The sequence below is a fragment of the Shewanella saliphila genome (assembly GCF_014648295.1).
In the GTDB taxonomy this organism is placed as follows: Bacteria; Pseudomonadota; Gammaproteobacteria; order Enterobacterales; family Shewanellaceae; genus Shewanella; species Shewanella saliphila.
This window is the reverse complement of record NZ_BMQV01000042.1, coordinates 25422-41839: the sequence shown is the minus strand read 5'-3', so window position 1 is coordinate 41839 and position 16418 is coordinate 25422. Positions and strand designations below refer to the sequence as shown.

17 protein-coding genes are annotated in these 16418 nt (G+C 40.7%); 9 read left to right on the top strand and 8 right to left on the bottom strand.

Annotation, left to right across the window (positions count from 1 at the left end; translation table 11 throughout):
* Window positions 1-329 precede the first annotated feature (329 nt).
* The 3 genes from IEY48_RS16515 to IEY48_RS16505 all read left to right on the top strand — a co-directional run bounded on the left by IEY48_RS16515 (window position 330) and on the right by IEY48_RS16505 (window position 3162).
* A complete protein-coding gene (locus IEY48_RS16515; RefSeq protein WP_188922301.1) occupies window positions 330-1325 on the top strand; it encodes a cytochrome-c peroxidase in 996 nt (331 codons plus the stop codon).
* 296 nt (window positions 1326-1621) lie between these two features.
* A complete protein-coding gene (locus IEY48_RS16510; RefSeq protein WP_188922299.1) occupies window positions 1622-1858 on the top strand; it encodes a helix-turn-helix domain-containing protein in 237 nt (78 codons plus the stop codon).
* Between the two features lie 2 nt (window positions 1859-1860).
* A complete protein-coding gene (locus tag IEY48_RS16505; protein ID WP_188922305.1) occupies window positions 1861-3162 on the top strand; it encodes a HipA domain-containing protein in 1302 nt (433 codons plus the stop codon).
* A 319-nt stretch (window positions 3163-3481) separates the two neighbouring features.
* Here the strand turns inward: IEY48_RS16505 and IEY48_RS16500 are convergent, their stop codons facing one another.
* Entirely contained in the window at window positions 3482-3970 is a 489-nt protein-coding gene (locus IEY48_RS16500; protein WP_160053655.1) for a TIGR00645 family protein, read from the bottom strand.
* A 350-nt stretch (window positions 3971-4320) separates the two neighbouring features.
* On the opposite strand from IEY48_RS16500, the gene IEY48_RS16495 reads away from it, so the two are divergent.
* Window positions 4321-4725, top strand: a complete 405-nt coding sequence (locus tag IEY48_RS16495) for a hypothetical protein (RefSeq protein WP_188922297.1) — start codon at window positions 4321-4323, stop codon at window positions 4723-4725.
* Window positions 4726-4856: 131 nt separating this feature from the next.
* On the opposite strand, the gene IEY48_RS16490 is transcribed toward IEY48_RS16495, so the two are convergent.
* The gene (locus tag IEY48_RS16490; RefSeq protein WP_188922295.1) at window positions 4857-6104 is read right to left on the bottom strand and encodes a hypothetical protein; all 1248 of its coding nucleotides are present in this window, start codon (window positions 6102-6104) and stop codon (window positions 4857-4859) included.
* Window positions 6105-6459: 355 nt separating this feature from the next.
* Complete coding sequence (locus IEY48_RS16485) at window positions 6460-7494, bottom strand: polysaccharide lyase family 7 protein (protein ID WP_188922293.1); 1035 nt, start codon at window positions 7492-7494, stop codon at window positions 6460-6462.
* A 308-nt stretch (window positions 7495-7802) separates the two neighbouring features.
* Here IEY48_RS16485 and IEY48_RS16480 point away from each other — a divergent pair, with 308 nt between their 5' ends.
* The 3 genes from IEY48_RS16480 to IEY48_RS16470 all read left to right on the top strand — a co-directional run bounded on the left by IEY48_RS16480 (window position 7803) and on the right by IEY48_RS16470 (window position 10066).
* A complete protein-coding gene (locus IEY48_RS16480; RefSeq protein WP_188922291.1) occupies window positions 7803-8552 on the top strand; it encodes a class I SAM-dependent DNA methyltransferase in 750 nt (249 codons plus the stop codon).
* Between the two features lie 157 nt (window positions 8553-8709).
* Entirely contained in the window at window positions 8710-9108 is a 399-nt protein-coding gene (locus IEY48_RS16475; RefSeq protein WP_160056310.1) for an S-adenosylhomocysteine hydrolase, read from the top strand.
* On the top strand, window positions 9098-10066 hold the full coding sequence (locus IEY48_RS16470; RefSeq protein WP_188922289.1) for a nucleotidyl transferase AbiEii/AbiGii toxin family protein: 969 nt from the start codon (window positions 9098-9100) through the stop codon (window positions 10064-10066). Before IEY48_RS16475 ends, IEY48_RS16470 begins: the two co-directional genes overlap by 11 nt.
* A gap of 97 nt (window positions 10067-10163) precedes the next feature.
* Here the strand turns inward: IEY48_RS16470 and IEY48_RS16465 are convergent, their stop codons facing one another.
* From IEY48_RS16465 to IEY48_RS16450, 4 genes are all read right to left on the bottom strand, one after another.
* Window positions 10164-10442 (bottom strand): DNA polymerase III subunit epsilon, encoded by a 279-nt coding sequence (locus IEY48_RS16465; protein WP_160056314.1) that lies wholly within the window; start codon window positions 10440-10442, stop codon window positions 10164-10166.
* 147 nt (window positions 10443-10589) lie between these two features.
* Window positions 10590-11594 (bottom strand): alpha/beta hydrolase, encoded by a 1005-nt coding sequence (locus IEY48_RS16460; protein WP_188922287.1) that lies wholly within the window; start codon window positions 11592-11594, stop codon window positions 10590-10592.
* 43 nt (window positions 11595-11637) lie between these two features.
* The gene (locus tag IEY48_RS16455) at window positions 11638-12408 is read right to left on the bottom strand and encodes an SDR family oxidoreductase (protein WP_188922285.1); all 771 of its coding nucleotides are present in this window, start codon (window positions 12406-12408) and stop codon (window positions 11638-11640) included.
* A 26-nt stretch (window positions 12409-12434) separates the two neighbouring features.
* Complete coding sequence (locus IEY48_RS16450; protein WP_188922283.1) at window positions 12435-13901, bottom strand: flavin-containing monooxygenase; 1467 nt, start codon at window positions 13899-13901, stop codon at window positions 12435-12437.
* Window positions 13902-14066: 165 nt separating this feature from the next.
* On the opposite strand from IEY48_RS16450, the gene IEY48_RS16445 reads away from it, so the two are divergent.
* Window positions 14067-15074, top strand: coding sequence for an AraC family transcriptional regulator (locus IEY48_RS16445; protein ID WP_188922281.1), 1008 nt, complete (start codon window positions 14067-14069; stop codon window positions 15072-15074).
* Window positions 15075-15077: 3 nt separating this feature from the next.
* Here the strand turns inward: IEY48_RS16445 and IEY48_RS16440 are convergent, their stop codons facing one another.
* A complete protein-coding gene (locus IEY48_RS16440; protein WP_188922279.1) occupies window positions 15078-15695 on the bottom strand; it encodes an excalibur calcium-binding domain-containing protein in 618 nt (205 codons plus the stop codon).
* A 198-nt stretch (window positions 15696-15893) separates the two neighbouring features.
* Between IEY48_RS16440 and IEY48_RS16435 the strand changes: the two genes are divergently transcribed.
* Window positions 15894-16415: a DUF1993 domain-containing protein gene (locus tag IEY48_RS16435; RefSeq protein WP_188922277.1), complete on the top strand. Its 522-nt coding sequence runs from the start codon at window positions 15894-15896 to the stop codon at window positions 16413-16415.
* Window positions 16416-16418 lie beyond the last annotated feature (3 nt).

The following is a 16418-nucleotide window of genomic DNA, read 5'->3' as shown; positions in this document are numbered from 1 at the left end:
TTGAGTGATGAGTCGCTAGTATCGAAACATTGATACGATCGTTTTTATGGGAGTCGGTCCCATGTGGCCTAAAAAGCAGGTTTTTCGCTGTTTGCAGCAAGATTTAACCGTGATCTATATCAACTTAAAAATGCAAAATCAAACCTAAAAGTGAACCGAGATCACATTAATCTATGATTGCTTATTTTTCAGAATAAACAGTGACTTAAATCTCATTTATTGCATCTAGTTATAAGATAGACCCAATCGGTTTTAATTATTATTACTTAGCAAAAAAGCACATATATGATGGCGGAAATTCAACCACTCATTTTATAAGGCTATTAGCTATGACGAAGTTAACCTCAATTGCGTTAATGATTGCATCCATGTTTTCAATTTCAACCTCATATGCCAGTGAACCGATAGAGGTGATCAAACCTGCTGTCATAACTAATCCCGAAAAAGTTGAATTGGGTAAAATGTTATTTTTTGAACCTAGACTATCAATGTCGGGTTATATTTCGTGTAACTCTTGCCATAACTTATCGCTAGGTGGCGTTGATGCATTACCGACATCCGTTGGGCATAACTGGCAAGAAGGGCCAATTAACTCGCCTACGGTATTAAACGCCGATTACATGCTTGCGCAATTTTGGGATGGCAGAGCTGCAGACTTAAAAGAGCAGGCTGGTGGCCCAATTAATAATCCTAAAGAGATGGGGTATACCCACGAACTTGCTGTCGATACTATTCGATCAATGCCTGCCTATATTGCTCGCTTTAATGGGGTTTATGGTTCTAACGAGATTAATATCGATAGAATTACTGATGCGATAGCCGTGTTTGAAAAAACCTTAGTGACGCCAAATAGTCCATTTGATAAGTACTTGGAAGGTGATCAAAAAGCGATTAGCGCCGACGCATTGGCTGGTTATCAATTATTTAAAAATAAAGGCTGTGTCAGTTGTCATAATGGTCCTGCCGTGGGCGGTACTATGTATATGAAAATGGGGTTAGTGAAGCCATTCCATACCAATAATCCCGCAGAAGGTCGTAAAGGCGTTACTGGTAAAGAAGCGGATAAATTTGTATTTAAAGTACCAACATTACGTAATATCGAACTGACTTATCCCTACTTTCATGATGGTAGCGTATGGGGCTTAGAAGAAGCCGTAAATACCATGGCAGACATACAGCTAGGTCAAAAAATGAATCAAGAAGAGATAAGCCAAATGGTTGAGTTTTTGAAAACGTTAACGGGTGATCAACCGCAAATTGTATTGCCAGCGCTGCCACCATCAAATAACAATACACCGCGACCAGTACCTTTTACTAAAGGGTAGTGTGTTAACCATCAACGACTTTGTTATGCTGAATAACAGCTAAAATAGATGGGGCAGAATTTAACATTCTGCCCCATTTTTATTTTGATATTCACATCAAGAAAATCAATTAAATGGTGTAACAACTTACACTTTTGACTCATTTAACAGCTTAGATATTATAAAAGTGTATTATGTTACACTTTTACCTAAAGCAAAAGAGTAAACCACTATAAGGTGTAGGTTGTTACACTTCACTGTTGAAATATCAGGCATTCAGGGCTAAAGTGTAGCAATGTACACTTTGGACTAACGTTATGGTATCTGCACTTAATCAACAATCTTTAGGCTTACTCATTAAAGAAACCAGAAACAACGCGGCACTGACTCAAGATGTGGCGGCTATGCTGTGTGGCGTGACTAAAAAGACGTTAATCCGTGTTGAGAAAGGCGAAGATGTTTATCTCTCAACTGTTTTCAAAATTCTTAATGGATTGGGTATTAACATTTTGGCGGCGCAGCCCAGTGATGCTGATTCGAGTGGGTGGTACTAATGATGAGTACCGCTGAAAAACTTACTTTGGATATGCATCTGGGCGATCAGATAATTGGTGAGCTGTCATTTGATCCAGCGACTGAGACATTCACGGTCCAATACTCTCATAGTTGGCAACAAGGTGGTTTCCCCATTTCGCCAATGATCCCTTTAGAGGGAACCGCTAACAGTCATCAAATTGCGATGTTTTTAGTCAACCTATTACCTGAAAATAAAGGCTTAGAATATTTAATTGAATCGCTAGGGGTATCTCGCGGCAACACATTTGCGCTTATACGTGGTATAGGCCTTGATACCGCTGGAGCTATCTCTTTTCTGCCTAAGGGGGCATTACTACCCTCAACGACATTCAGGGAAGTCAGTGCTGATGAAGTGGTCAAGCGAATTGAAGATCCGCAGTTATGGCCAATGGAAGTGTGGGATGGAAAACCAAGGCTGTCAGTCGCTGGGGTGCAGTCTAAATTAAACCTGTTTTATAACGGTAAGATCTTTGGCTTTGGAGATGGCACTCTTGCATCCACACATATTTTGAAGTTTGCACAATACCGTCATTTAGTGATTAACGAATTTGTGACAATGCGCTTGGCTAAAGCTATCAATAACAACGTTGCCCATGTTGAAATTATCAATTTTGGTCAGCATAAATCACTTTGTGTTGAACGCTTTGACCGTCGTTATATCCCAGAGCATCAAAAAGTATTGAGACGGCACATGATTGATAGCTGCCAAGCGCTGGGTTTTAGTGTTAGCAAAAAATATGAACGCAACTTTGGTACAGGTCGTGATGTGAGAAATATTCGAGAAGGGGTTAGTTTTGTACGCTTGTTTAGCCTTGCTAGTCAGTGCACTAATCCGGCTGCCGCTAAACAAGATATGCTGCAGTGGGCTTTATTTAATTTACTTAGCGGTAATGCAGATGCTCACGGTAAAAATTACTCATTTTTTATGACTCCCACAGGTATGGTGCCGACTCCGTGGTATGACTTAGTCAATGTGGCAATGTATAAGGATTTCGAGCAAGAGATGGCAATGGCTATTGATGATGAGTTCGACCCTAATCGTATATATGCTTATCAACTGGCTTCGTTCGCAGAAGAACTGAATTTTCCACGAGCATTATTAGTCAGTAATTTAACAAAGATGGCAACCAAAATAGAGCAAGTTATAGATGATGTGATTGTGATGCTTCCTGCGCTGGATAAAGATGAACATACCTTTGTGGCTGATTATCGGCAGCAACTCATGGTAAGGTGCCAACGCTATCTTGATATGGCAACCGAAGTTAAAACTGTTGAGTTGTAGAGATAAAGCCAATATATCTACAAATACTCTTTTGCTCTAAGTTTGTCTGCAAAACTACTATCTATTGTACAAGCCCTGATGCAGCGATGTATCAGGGTTTTTTATTTGGGTATGACTGGTTACTTAACCTGAGTTCGGGATAAGGGATGAACTTATGCTATTTAAAATTAACATGTTACCCTTTCTCACTTTCAAGCTTGTCATTTGTTCTGCTAACAAGGCGAATTGACGCGTCAATAGCTAGCCTATTGCAAGTCGATTCAACGCAGTTAGCAGGGCAAAGGGCTGTTTGAAAGGCGTTTAATATCCCGATCTCAGGTTACTTACGAGTAATTTTATCCAGATATCCCATAGCGAAGGCCGATAACACAAAGGTGATGTGGATGAGTAGGTACCACATTATTTTGTCGTTCTCGATGTTTTCGGCATTCATAAAGACTTTGAGTAAATGAATTGATGAAATGGCGACAATCGATGCGGCCACTTTATTTTTTAGCGAGCCCGAGTCCATCTTGCCTAGCCAGCTGAGTTTTTCGCTGTTTTCGCCGACATCAAGCTGTGACACGAAGTTTTCATAACCTGAAAACATCACCATAATCAGCAGACCACCGACTAAGGTGATGTCGATGAGTGACAGGGTAACGAGCACGAGATCCACTTCTGCCATTGTGAAAATAATGGGGATGATGTGAAAGATCTCTTGAAAGAACTTTATGCCTAAGGCGAGTAAGACTAAGCTTAATCCCAAATAAATCGGCGCCATGATCCAGCGGGATGCATACATCAATTTTTCAAATATTTGTTCCATAAAAATAGTAACCCTTCAAATAAATACGCTAAAAATCAATTGAGCCATTTATTGCAAAACAATAAGATAATGAACTGTAACTGTGCTGACATATTATGGCAAGCTTGATGATACGTCATCTGAGATTTAGTGGTAGTCAATAAACCAATTACCGGCTGTACAATATTGAATACAACCTTGGGTTAGTAGTTGAAATTATTTAACCTGAGCTCTGGATAAAAGAATTTTTAGGGCAGACTAAAAGATAACCTGCAGAGGTATGTTTGTTTAGTCTATTTTAATCTAGTGCTCAGGTTGGCCGCTTAGACTATGGCTTTTATATTTATTAGTTAAAAGAGGGATCTATCATTATGGATAAAGCGAATTCAAACACCAAGCGAAAAATGCCCTGGATTGCAATTGGTATCATTGCGTTAATCGTGTTGCTGTTTAGCCTACTCGTTACGCAAATGCCTAAGGGATTTACATCAGATCTCGAGCAAATAGGTACGGGTAAACCTGCTATTGTGTTTGTTTACGATCCTAACCTTGTGTCGAGTATCACCCAAACCGAGCAAATGAATGAAGCCCGTGATCATCTTGGCGATAACGTGTTCTTTTTACTTGCTAGAACGGCAACGCCAGAGGGCGAGGCGTTTATTGCGAAGCATAATGCCGGATCGACTGAAGTCTTTCTGTTTAACTCTAAAGGTGAACTCATTAAAAGAAAGCCTGCAGTGTTAGATGTTAATGAACTGATGCGTTTGGTACGGTAGGTGTTTTTGGGTGATTATACCAATGCTGAGTTGACGTAATAGCCTACACTGGCGATAACTTTATAGCTTTACCACTCGTTTAAGAGAGTTAAACAGCGTGGTAAAGCATTTTGTTCTCTTGTTTAGGGAATTTATTTGAATCCCATTCCATGTATTGGGTATTTTTTTCCTAACTGAAAAATAATAGATTGGTTATCAGGCGACGAACACTCTGCTGGGTATCCATCTGTTATCATACATATTGTTAGTTTTTGATTTTTGGCTTCTGTTGTAAAGCGCCATTTGTAGAACGTCTTCAATATTTCACTTTCTTGTTCTAAAGTTATATTTGATTTTACGACGTGCTGCTCATGAGGTCTCATAAAGACTACTTTGCCAATTCTAGGCATATGTGTCGACTCTGATGAGTTGTACTCTATTTCGATATAGATACTTTTATTTGTTTGTGTTGCGACTTTGTCTAAAGTACTGCGATCATACTGAACAACCGCTGACTCACCATTATTTTTCAGATCCCATAATCTAACTGGGTTCCTATAAGCGACCCAGCGAGTCCCAAGTCCATTTATGTTCTCAAAAACGGCAACTAGCTGATCTTTTTTCGCCACCATTTTAAAAGAGCCATACTTATTTTTTAACCGAGCGTTACCAACTCCATCTACCCAAGACCAATTTCCACCTAAGGTTAAATTACCTTGATTATACAGGTCATTACTTTTGTAATAACTTCCATTCTCATCAAATAAATAAGTTTTTATGGTTTCTTCTGCTGTGTACCAATAACCTTCAATTGAATCTAAAGTTGTAGAATATGGACTTATTAATAATTTTTCAGCAAAGTCAGCATAATATGGGGTAGCATTTTCATACAAATTTATATGTTTTGTGTTTCTATCAAATACCTTTAATTTGACTTCATTCGTATCATAATTGATTCCAGCAAGCCAATAACCTGCATTTTTAATCTCTCCAGCATTGACTGGAATAGTGGCATTCATATCACAAAGGCTAATAGAAAAATTCGTATAAGTTGTTACTTTATCTAAACAATAAACTCCAGGCTCTACAGATTTCAATCCAAAATTTTTACCACTAAAATTAATAACATAACTTCTCCCACTTTCTATATTTTTCAAATTAATTGATATAATACGGTCCAGGTATTTAGTGAGCTTATCTTTGTTATTCATTTTACGTAAATCAAAACCGATCAAAATAGCGCCATCTTGATTAGCCGCTGATAGCTTATTCAGTGTCTTGGAACAGTCATTTTCGGCACCATTTAAATTAGAGCAAGTGCCTAATTCTTTATGGTTGGAAGTATTAGAGGTGCAAGCGGAAACTAGCAACAGTAGAGCGATTGAGTACTTTATGTTCATATTCTTATAATAATTAATATAGACTCACTTTATCCAATTGGCGATGTGCCATATTGAAGGTATGCACAATTCAATCAAGGAGAGTCCATTTTTCCTTAATTAAAATCATGTATATAACTTAACCAGAAGGGCTGAAAGAGTAAACCCTTTATCTAATTAAATAGTGGTTTTTGCATTGTTTCAGCACTTTTTTAAACGCTCCAATCCCCATAGTATCGGAGCTTATTTGTTATCTGAATGGTTAAATAGTATGTGATGCTAGACTTTAAAACCTATTTGCTACTTTGAGTTCAAAAAGTGTACTTCGGCTTCAAAAGTCGTATCAAAAAATCACTCAGTAGCATCAACTTGTTAATTACTGCTTTAACTCAAGTTGATAAAAGCTCGCTTGTGCGTAGTCGCCTGCTTCCATGCCGCGCCATTGGCAATCTGAACTGCTCTTATTGGTATTACATTGGTTATAAACGCCCGCTTTGTAATACATCCAATCATTTTTATAGCCTAGGTCGACTTTATTGCCCTGGTAATTCCCCTGGGCGAGGTTAACCTCGAAGGTCTTTACGATGGGTTTGTCGCTGCCTGGTTTTTTGGTAAATGTCAGCTTCATAGTATCGCCTTCAACATTTACTTCATACGCGAATATTTCGCCTATTTTAATGCCATCTTTTGGATCGCTAGCACCCTGGCGCAGGTTGTATTTGCCAAACACATTATGACGAATATCTTGGCGAAGTTTTTTGCCATTACTGTCGACAGCATCTTGTCGTTTTGGCTCAGGGTTTAACTCGTAACTCCAAGATAAAGAGCCATATTCGTGCTCTGGCAATTTACGGTAAACAATTTTAAGCGGTTCATTATCTGAGCCATGAATTTGACCAATGACCACTGCGAATGCACCATTCTTTTTGTCATTACCACTGCTGCTGACTTTATCGACTGATAGCGTTGCTTTTAGTTGCCCGCCAATCGCGCCGTATTCGTTGGCATTAGGGTGTGATGCCACGACAAAATTGTTTTTAGGCTCATCATATTTATCGGCCAACATGGCGCGAAGTTCACTACGGGTATTTTTACTATTTGGCGTGGTTGGCGCTTCATTAGGCGCAACAAACACTAATGCGCCGGTGTTTTTATCGCTATAAAACCATTGCGGATGCACAAAAAGCTGTTGGAGGTCGCTGAGTTGTTGCTTGGTGATTTCTAACGCCTTGGCTGATTGTTTGCTAGCAAGCTCCGGTAAGGTGAGTTTCCAATTAGATAAGTCAAAATTTTGTGACGGGGCTTTATTTGGGTCAAGGTTAAACCGTTTAGCGGTATCAAGCTCTACTGAAGCAACGACGCTGCTCGAAACCATACTGGCGAATAACAAACTCAAGAGGATGTGTCTCATTGAATGGCCCCTAAAAACAAGATGAATGACTACCTAGAATACTACAGTGTTATTGTATTACAAATATGATTTGGGGTGGGTAGCACTCTCTGGGCGTGAGTGCATTGCTAAGCTGAGGGTGAGTGTCGCTATTTGCGTATAATTAAGGGCTTGCGATCTGCACCATTCAATTTGATATCAAAGCATTGTTAAGCCTTTTTTGTCGGGTAAATATTGTTGATGCTTTGGCTGATATTAATGATTTCTCAATCAGGCTAATTGATATATCATGCGCCACCCTAAATTCAGTCTGTCTTCAATTTCATTTTATGTCTACCAATGCCCTTTATACCGACTTGTCCGGTTATTACGATTTAATGTGCTGTGATATTAACTACCAACAGCAAAGCAATAGCGTGGCTCGTTTGCATCAGATTTTGGGCAATCAGGGTAAGCAACATTTAGATTTGGCTTGTGGCACTGGGCCGCATGTTAGGCATTTTATCGACTTAGGCTTTCAAAGCAGCGGGCTTGATATTAATCAGCCTATGCTCGACATTGCTATGCGTCGTTGCCCTGAAGCCCAGTTTAGTTTGCAAAACATGACTGAGTTTTATGTTGAAGAGAAGCTGGATTTAATTACCTGCTTTTTGTATTCCATCCATTATTCACAAGGTACCGAGGCGCTTAAAGCCTGTATTGCCAGTGTGCATAAGGCGTTAAATTCTGGCGGTTTATTTTGTTTTAATTCTGTCGATAAGCACAAGATTAATAATAATGCCTTAGTGCGCCACAATGCCGATTTTGAAGACAGCCGATTTACTTTTGAGTCGGGTTGGCATTACAGCGGTGCAGGTGAGATGCAGACACTTAATTTGAGCATTGCCAAAACCCAGTTTGACGCCACACAACTGTGGCAAGACTCTCATGCCATGGTCGCCACAAGCTTTACTGAGCTGCAAGTATTGTTAAGCCCATATTTTGACGTGCAAATATTTGAACACGATTACGACAGGATCATCCCGTGGGATTCAGCCTCAGGTAATGCCTTGTTTGTGTGTACAAAAAGGGATATTTAACTCTTATTTTGCTGTAGATAAAACGAGGCTTCCTTAATTATTAACCTGGTTAACCACAGAAGTTTGTCGTGTTTTTGCATACTTATGTGTCGTATGTTTGCATTGTTGTAATGTCGTATGTTTGCTATATTAAAAAGCAAGCTGAGGAGGAGTGACTATGACTATTGCAACTAAAGTAAAAACAAGAGTTAACCGTTCAAAAAAATATGTTTTTGATCGCTCTGACTTTACCGATATCGCCGGGTATGATCAGGTTGGCCGTGAGTTAAGAAAACTAGTTAAAAGTGGTTCGTTACTGCGTATCGGCTATGGGCTTTACACTAAAGCCCGAATGAATAGTATCACTGGAAAAATTATGCCTGCATCACCTGGTGGCGCTGATGGTGTGATTTTAGAGGCCGTTAAGAAATTAGGTATTGATTATAAATTTGATGAATTCTCTCAACGAAGTATTGATGGCGAGAGTTTACAAGTTCCTGCATCATTTCAAATAATTACTAGCAACCGGTTTAAGCGTAAGATTGTTGTTAGTAATCGAGTTTTGAATGCAGATTAATCAGAATACTTTTATTGAGGTTTCTGATGCCTTAGAGATGGGTAATCCTGCGATTGTTGAGAAGGATTACTATGTCGTTGCATTGTTAAAGTTACTCAGTGGACTTTCATTTGATACACATGCAATGGTTTTTTCAGGGGGAACGGCTTTAGCCAAATCTGGTATCAAAACACACAGAATGTCTGAAGATGTTGATATTAAACTGATTCCACTCGATACATTTCAAATGTTAAGTTCAAGAGCCGCTCGGCAAAAAGCAAGAAAAGCAATTTACTTATCAATACTTGATGCGATAAAAGATAATCATATTTTCTCTGTAGAAGGCGATACCATTCGACTTGATGAATACCGATATCAAGAGATTAACCTGCGCTATCCTCAAGCTCACGCAATATCTCCATGTTTGAGACCTTTTATTAGATTAGAGCTTATTGAAACGGAGCTTTACGATACTACGGACACGCGTGCAATAACTTCTCTAACGGCTGAAGCATATAAGGAAAGGCCTGAAGTGGATTCAATGGCTTTTGCCAGCATATTAAGCACCCAGTCAGAAAAAATTATTTCGATGCTTAGACGTACAGCAAGTTTTGAAAGAGATCCTAGTAGAACTGAAGATCCGGCTTTGATCAGACATATCTATGACACTTTTTATATTCAAAGTGCAGACCATGTAAATCTGAAAGATGTCATCAATCTTGTTGGGCACATCATAAGGCAGGATATTAATCGTTTTGGTGCTCAGCATCCTCAGTTCGTGGTGAATCCAATTGCTGAATTGCAATACGGTTTAACATTATTAGAGAGCAACCCAAAGTTTGAACAGCGTTTTAATCAATATGTCACACCGATGGTTTACGGAAATATAGTGATATCATGGAATGAAGCATTTAGTGTTTTTAAGCTATTGGTCAATAGTGTGTTAGACGAAATTGATCTATCACCAAATCATATTTAATACCGTTCAATAGTCTATATCTTGGCAGAATTAATGATACCAATTGTGAAATTAAGCCAGCCATTATGGTGACTAATGGCTGGTGTTAACACGTTATTTACTGCTCAGTATCAGTAAATTCGGCTTCAGCCTTTTCTAGTTCTTGCTGTGTTTTAAGCTCAAATTGTTGCTGCTTTTTTAATTTTGCTTCTTCTGCGAGTGTGGCTTGTCGTTCTTTAAAGCTGTGTTTTTCTGTTTTGGTCAAAAATTTAAACGCTTTCTCGTTGGCCAATGCATAGCCGACCACATCTTCGCCTTTTACTCTGCGTTCATCGACACGTTGTGAAAAACGTTGGTTGTCACGCGCTTTGCGTTCTTCGGCATTTAGCTTACTCATGTTGTTTCCTCATTTGATACGACTGTTTGGGGTATTGGTTCAGTCAAACAAATGAGTTGCACATTCATAAAGCTGAGCGCGTATTTTAGCATAAGTTGGTTTACTCGCTAACCTGAATGCAGGGATAAGCGCTGAAACTATTTAATTTCAATCATTAAAGCGCTTCAATGCTGCAGCAATATCATGACAAGCCTGTTTGGCACGTTTGCTGAGTGTGGTGATGGAGATAAACCCGTGCATGCAATCGTCATAGTGCTCGTGGTGGATGTTAACGCCGGCATCTTTTAATCGATTCGCATAGGCAATACCGTCATCCCTTAAAGGATCAAACCCAAGCGTTAATAAGTAAGTGCTAGGCGATTGACTTATATCGGCGGCCTGAAGTGGGCTGACTAAGGGCAGGGTGACTTCGTCGAGTGAATTGACATAGTGGTCTCTAAAAAAATCCATTAAATCGCGTGTTAGCAATAACTGCTTATTGAAGCAACGGTAAGACTCGCTGAGCCCTTGTAAATCGACCATGGGGTAAATTAAAAACTGAAAGTTAGGCTTTGCTTTGACTTGTACTGGCAGCGTTGTGTGTAATGACGGCAAGCCAATAATGCAGGCTAAATAGGCGCCAGCGCTGTCGCCGCCAACACCGATATGCTCTGGATTGATATTAAGCTGTTGATGGTTGTCGTTAATGTAGTTCCAGGCTTCGATAGCATCACAAATGGCACTAGGGAATTTATGCTCAGGGGCTAAACGGTACCCCACGGAGATAATATTCATGTTGCCGTGCTTAGCCAAAAAGCGGCAAAAACGGTCATGAGTGTTAATACTGCCAATCACGCAACCGCCACCATGAAAATACACTAAAGTCTTTTTAGGAATGTTGCAGCTGGGGTGGTAGATCCGCAGGTTAATGGTATTTGTGGCGCCACGATCTGTGCTGATTGGAATCGTTAAATCTGTCACCTTGTCCATGGCAATTTTATTCAACCCAACCAGCTTATCCATTGCGGCATAGATAACCCTAAACAAGGCAACAGGTAATTTATATAAAGGCAGTAATGACAACATTTTAGCGGCGCTTAACTGCGACGATTCGAGTTTAGCTGTGTGAAATATTGTGTTGTCAGATGACGGTTGAGGCTTATTATTGTCCATTTTTATGGCCTTTTTAATGTGTATTGTATCTGCTTAACAGGGGTTATCGGCTTAACCATTTCATCACTAAACGATTAATAAACGCCGGTGATACGTTACTTAATCTGTGTAATATCCCATAAAACAGGCTTACCGTTCGGTGAGTTTTGGGTTGCCTAACTTGTTTGTCGATAACTGCGACCACATCTTGAGCGGTGATATTCACCCCAAGGCGATGCAACACTTTGGCGCTGTTTTGTTGTGATTTAAGCATATTAGTTGCCACAAAGGGCGGCATAACGTCGCATACGCTAATACCGTACTTGTTCCACTCCAGTTCGAGTGCTTCGGTCAGGGCTTTTACTGCAAACTTACTGGCGGAATAACTTGCCAGTTCTGGTACGCCGTAATCACTACTGGCCGATGACATATTAATCACAGTGCTGTTGCCATGGTTTTTTAAATAGGGCCAGGCCGCATGGCATAAGTTCATCACCCCGTTAACATTAATATTAAGGGTGCGTTGATGTTGCTCAATCGAGACGGTTTCAAACGGGCCAATCTCTAGGATGCCGGCGTTATTGAGTAGTACGGTTAAGCTGTTGTTGTGCTCAGCGCAAAATGTCATCACAACCTGTTGTACTTGTGCTACATCACAGACATCAAGTTGAAATAACCTCAATCGAGTGTTATCCCATTGTTGAGTGACCTGGCTTAATAAGTCTAAATTAATGTCAGCCATACCAACCACATAACCTAAAGAGTGAAAGTGTTTAGCCGCGGCTAAGCCAATTCCAGACGCTGCGCCGGTAATCAATATTGTATTTGTATTCATACACTCGTTAGCCTTACGCAAGTTAATTAAAACGTGATGGTATTGATATGTTCCATTTGCGGCTCTTTCATTTCATCAACCCACCGCTGCCAGGTGTATGGCCATAAAATAGGGTCGCCATCGGCGTCTAAATACCAACTTTGGCAGCCACCCACCCAGCTGGTGCCTTTTAAACCCTCTTTGACATAAGCCGTAAAGTCATCAATGGCTTGTGGTTTGGCTTCAAACTCATCAAATTCACGCGCACGCCATTTATCAATTAATTTGATCACATAATCTGTTTGCACTTCGCTCATGGCGATAACCGAAAAGTTACCAATGGGAGTATTGGGGCCAAGCATTAAAAAGAAGTTTGGATAGTCGCTAAGTAGCATTGAGCGGTAGGCTTTGATTTTATGCGCCCAGGCTTTATCGATATGTACATTATTGCGGCCAATGAGATTCATTGGCCGCATAAAATTAAATGCATTAAATCCGGTCGATAGCACTAACACGTCCAGTTCGTGGTGTTTGCCATCTTTGGTGATAATGCCGGTTTCGGTAATGCGCTCAATGCCTTCGGTGATCAGATGTGCGTTGGTTTTTTGAATGCCTTTATAAAATGTGCTGTTGATAATGACACGCTTACAGCCGACTTGATAATTAGGCCGAAGTTTTTCTCGTAATACTTTGTCTTTAATACTTAATCGTAAGTTTGCTTTACACAAAAAACTCAACAGATGCTTTTGGATAAACTGGCCGGTTACGGCTTTGGTAAAAAAATGCTCTAAAAAGAATTTACCGGTATTGCGGTGGATTTTGGTGATAATGGGATAACGGGTCATGAGTTTTCGCATGGTGTGTGAAAACGTAAAATCAGGCAAATGCATTAACCATTGTGGCGTCCGCTGAAATACCGACACGGTCGCGCCAGTATTAATGAGTTCAGGTATCGCTTGCGCCGCGGTAGAGCCCGTACCGATTATTCCTACACGTGTATTGGCTGATATCTCGACGCCATGATCCCATTGTGCGGTATGAAACTTAGCGCCTTTAAAATCGTCTAGCCCAGCAATATTGGGAAATTGAGGATGATGTAAAATGCCAGTGGCACACACCATAAAATCGGCAATGTAGGTTTGCCCTTTGCTTGTTTTGATGGTCCATTTCCCATCGGTATATTGGGCATCGGTTACCGCTTCGTTAAAGCGTATGTCACGCGCGACGTCGTACTTATCGACCACGTGCTCAAAGTATTGTTTTATCTCTGGTCCGCGGGCAAAAAAACGGCTCCAGTTTGGGTTAGGTTCAAACGAGTAGGTATACATGTGCGCGGGTACATCGCAGGCTGCGCCTGGGTAGGTATTTTCTCGCCAGGTACCGCCAACAGACTCTTTTTTCTCTAGGACAACAATATCCGTAATACCTGCCTGGCGCAGTTTAATGGTCATTAAGATGCCTGTCATACCAGCGCCAATAATCACCACTGAAGGGTTGCGTTTTGTTTGAGTCATAGGGCCTCAATTATTATCATTATTGTGAGTCTTATTATTCTGCATAAGCATGCAAACATTGTTAATAAATTGTTTCTGCTGATTCAGCATAGGAAATTGCACTTAATTGATCTACGCTTAAAATGGACGTATATTTGTGATTTTAAGACATCGTGATCGTAACTAATGACATTTCGCAGCATTACCAGTGTGCAAATTATTGTGGCCTACGGCATTGAGCAGGGAATTGAAGAGGGCCTGTTACTTGAGGGCTCTGGGCTTACGGGGGCGCACTTAAACGATCACGAACAACTGATTCAAGATACACAAGAATTACAGATATTAAATAACCTAGCACAGCACACATCCTCTCCCTTTTCTGTTGGGATGACATTAGGCAGTCGTTACCATTTAACCAGTTATGGCATCATGGGTTACGCTCTTTTAGCCAGCAGCACTGCCAGAAAAGCGATTGAACTGGGTTTGCGCTATTTAGATTTAACCTATGTGTTTTCGCAAATCACCTTAAACCAACTTAATGATGATATTGCGCTGACGTTTTTATGTGACGTGCCGGGCGAGTTGGGCGAACTGGTGTTGGTAAGAGACATGGTTGGCGCGGCGATGATCCAGCGCGAGGTATTTGAACAAAACGATTTACCCATTACTATGCAGTTTACCTCCGCTCCGCCCGCGAACTTATCAATAGCGGATATTGAACAAAAGCTTGGGGTTAATATTCGATTTAATGCTGATTACAATGGCTTTGCTCATTTAGCGCCTCTGCTCGATTTACCATTAACCAAAGCCAATGAAGCCACAGCCAGACTGTGCGAAGCGCAATGCAGCCAATTATTACAGCAAAAACAAAACTGGAAACCCGTCGCCAAATTGGTAAAAGACACCTTAGTACATTTAGGTTTAACGGCATCAATGGAAGACATTGCCGCCCATTTAGCCCGTACTACTCGCACTTTACATCGGCAACTTAAGCAGGAACAAACCAGTTGGCGTCAGGTGCGAGACGATGTGCGCGTCGGTATTGCTGAGGCTTTACTCTTAACGCCAATGCACCTGGATGAAATCGCTGAAAGGCTTGGTTACAGTAATGGGGCCAATTTTAGCCACAGCTTTAAGCGCTGTAAAAATATGACCCCAAGCCAGTATCGTAAGCAAACAAAGAAGTTAGGTTAAGCGCTAATTACAGAACTGCATTTCACATGGCACGCCATCGTGATCACCATCCATTTTTGTGCCAGGGCAGTTATTGATATAAAACGTCGCTTCGGCACATGAGCGCATTTGGCTGCAATGTGTTTTGCCTGTTTCACATCTAAACTGTGGTTGCAGGTTTTTAGCGCTTGGATTTGGCGCTGTAGATTGCCATTGCATTTGGTCAATATCTGCATTGGTCAACACCGGGACAGCCGTCATTTGCTCATATTGCTTATAGCCGAAAATCCCAACCCCAAGCAAAATTATCAACATGAGTAAACGGCCGAGTATTGGGCTGCTGGTGCGATGATTATGATATCTTTCGCTGGGTCTATGTGTGTTTCGTGCGGTGTTATTGTTTGATGAGTGTTGACGGTTAGCAATAACGGCAACGCCTTCAATACTGGCTTTTATGGCTTTGACTTTGCCATCGGGTTGGTTTTCACGATGAAATACAATCTCATCGCCAACCTTGGGCTTTCTGGCCATGTGCTTTAACGCTGAGATATGAATAAACACATCTTGATTATTACCCGTTTCAGGTTTAATAAACCCAAAGCCTTTTTCATCGTTCCAACGAACTAACGTGCCTCTTTCCATGGCGGTACCGTTCCTAATTGTGTTGTTCTATCAGTAATATAATAACTGTATTGATGAGTTATTTGAATCGGTTATTGTGTTGGATGATGACTGGGATTATTGTGGTTAATACAGGCTAAAAATGTATTTGATTTGGTTGCAACCTAATGTGGTATTGCTAACGCGTTACAGCTTGCAACTCCAATGGAGGGATTTGTCATGCTATACGATCTGACTGTCGTGCAATTCAGCAAGATGCTAAATAATTTAAACCATATCCTTGATAAAGCAGAAGCGTTTGCCGCGCTTAAAAGAGTGGATATGGCAGTGTTGTTGAACTCTCGCTTAGCACCCGATCAATTTAATCTTATTCGCCAGGTTCAAATTGCTTGTGACACGGCAAAAATCGGGGTGGCGCGTTTAACTGGGCACATGGACTCAGTGCCAAAGCATGATGATAGTGAAACCACACTAGAAGAACTTCGCCAACGTATTACATCTGTGCTGACCTATCTTGAAGGGTTTAGTGAGGCAGACTTTGGCCATGCTGAAAAGGTACACGTGTCGCAACCGCGTTGGGGGAGTAAGTACCTCACTGGGTATGAATTTGCCATCGAACATGCGATCCCGAATCTCTATTTTCACATCACAACGGCTTATGCAATATTGCGTCATAATGGCGTTGATGTTGGTAAAAAAGACTATTTAGGCGCAATGCCTTATAAAGTGCCGTTAATTTAAGTC

What these genes read in the sequence shown, in the direction of transcription:
- IEY48_RS16475 (WP_160056310.1), top strand. Translation starts at nt 8,710, where the DNA reads ATGACTATTGCAACTAAAGTAAAAACAAGAGTTAACCGTTCAAAAAAA.
- IEY48_RS16500 (WP_160053655.1), bottom strand. Translation starts at nt 3,970, where the DNA reads ATGGAACAAATATTTGAAAAATTGATGTATGCATCCCGCTGGATCATG.
- IEY48_RS16480 (WP_188922291.1), top strand. Translation starts at nt 7,803, where the DNA reads ATGTCTACCAATGCCCTTTATACCGACTTGTCCGGTTATTACGATTTA.
- IEY48_RS16510 (WP_188922299.1), top strand. Translation starts at nt 1,622, where the DNA reads ATGGTATCTGCACTTAATCAACAATCTTTAGGCTTACTCATTAAAGAA.
- IEY48_RS16505 (WP_188922305.1), top strand. Translation starts at nt 1,861, where the DNA reads ATGAGTACCGCTGAAAAACTTACTTTGGATATGCATCTGGGCGATCAG.
- IEY48_RS16460 (WP_188922287.1), bottom strand. Translation starts at nt 11,594, where the DNA reads ATGGACAATAATAAGCCTCAACCGTCATCTGACAACACAATATTTCAC.
- IEY48_RS16515 (WP_188922301.1), top strand. Translation starts at nt 330, where the DNA reads ATGACGAAGTTAACCTCAATTGCGTTAATGATTGCATCCATGTTTTCA.
- IEY48_RS16440 (WP_188922279.1), bottom strand. Translation starts at nt 15,695, where the DNA reads ATGGAAAGAGGCACGTTAGTTCGTTGGAACGATGAAAAAGGCTTTGGG.
- IEY48_RS16455 (WP_188922285.1), bottom strand. Translation starts at nt 12,408, where the DNA reads ATGAATACAAATACAATATTGATTACCGGCGCAGCGTCTGGAATTGGC.
- IEY48_RS16435 (WP_188922277.1), top strand. Translation starts at nt 15,894, where the DNA reads ATGCTATACGATCTGACTGTCGTGCAATTCAGCAAGATGCTAAATAAT.
- IEY48_RS16495 (WP_188922297.1), top strand. Translation starts at nt 4,321, where the DNA reads ATGGATAAAGCGAATTCAAACACCAAGCGAAAAATGCCCTGGATTGCA.
- IEY48_RS16445 (WP_188922281.1), top strand. Translation starts at nt 14,067, where the DNA reads ATGACATTTCGCAGCATTACCAGTGTGCAAATTATTGTGGCCTACGGC.
- IEY48_RS16450 (WP_188922283.1), bottom strand. Translation starts at nt 13,901, where the DNA reads ATGACTCAAACAAAACGCAACCCTTCAGTGGTGATTATTGGCGCTGGT.
- IEY48_RS16470 (WP_188922289.1), top strand. Translation starts at nt 9,098, where the DNA reads ATGCAGATTAATCAGAATACTTTTATTGAGGTTTCTGATGCCTTAGAG.
- IEY48_RS16485 (WP_188922293.1), bottom strand. Translation starts at nt 7,494, where the DNA reads ATGAGACACATCCTCTTGAGTTTGTTATTCGCCAGTATGGTTTCGAGC.
- IEY48_RS16465 (WP_160056314.1), bottom strand. Translation starts at nt 10,442, where the DNA reads ATGAGTAAGCTAAATGCCGAAGAACGCAAAGCGCGTGACAACCAACGT.
- IEY48_RS16490 (WP_188922295.1), bottom strand. Translation starts at nt 6,104, where the DNA reads ATGAACATAAAGTACTCAATCGCTCTACTGTTGCTAGTTTCCGCTTGC.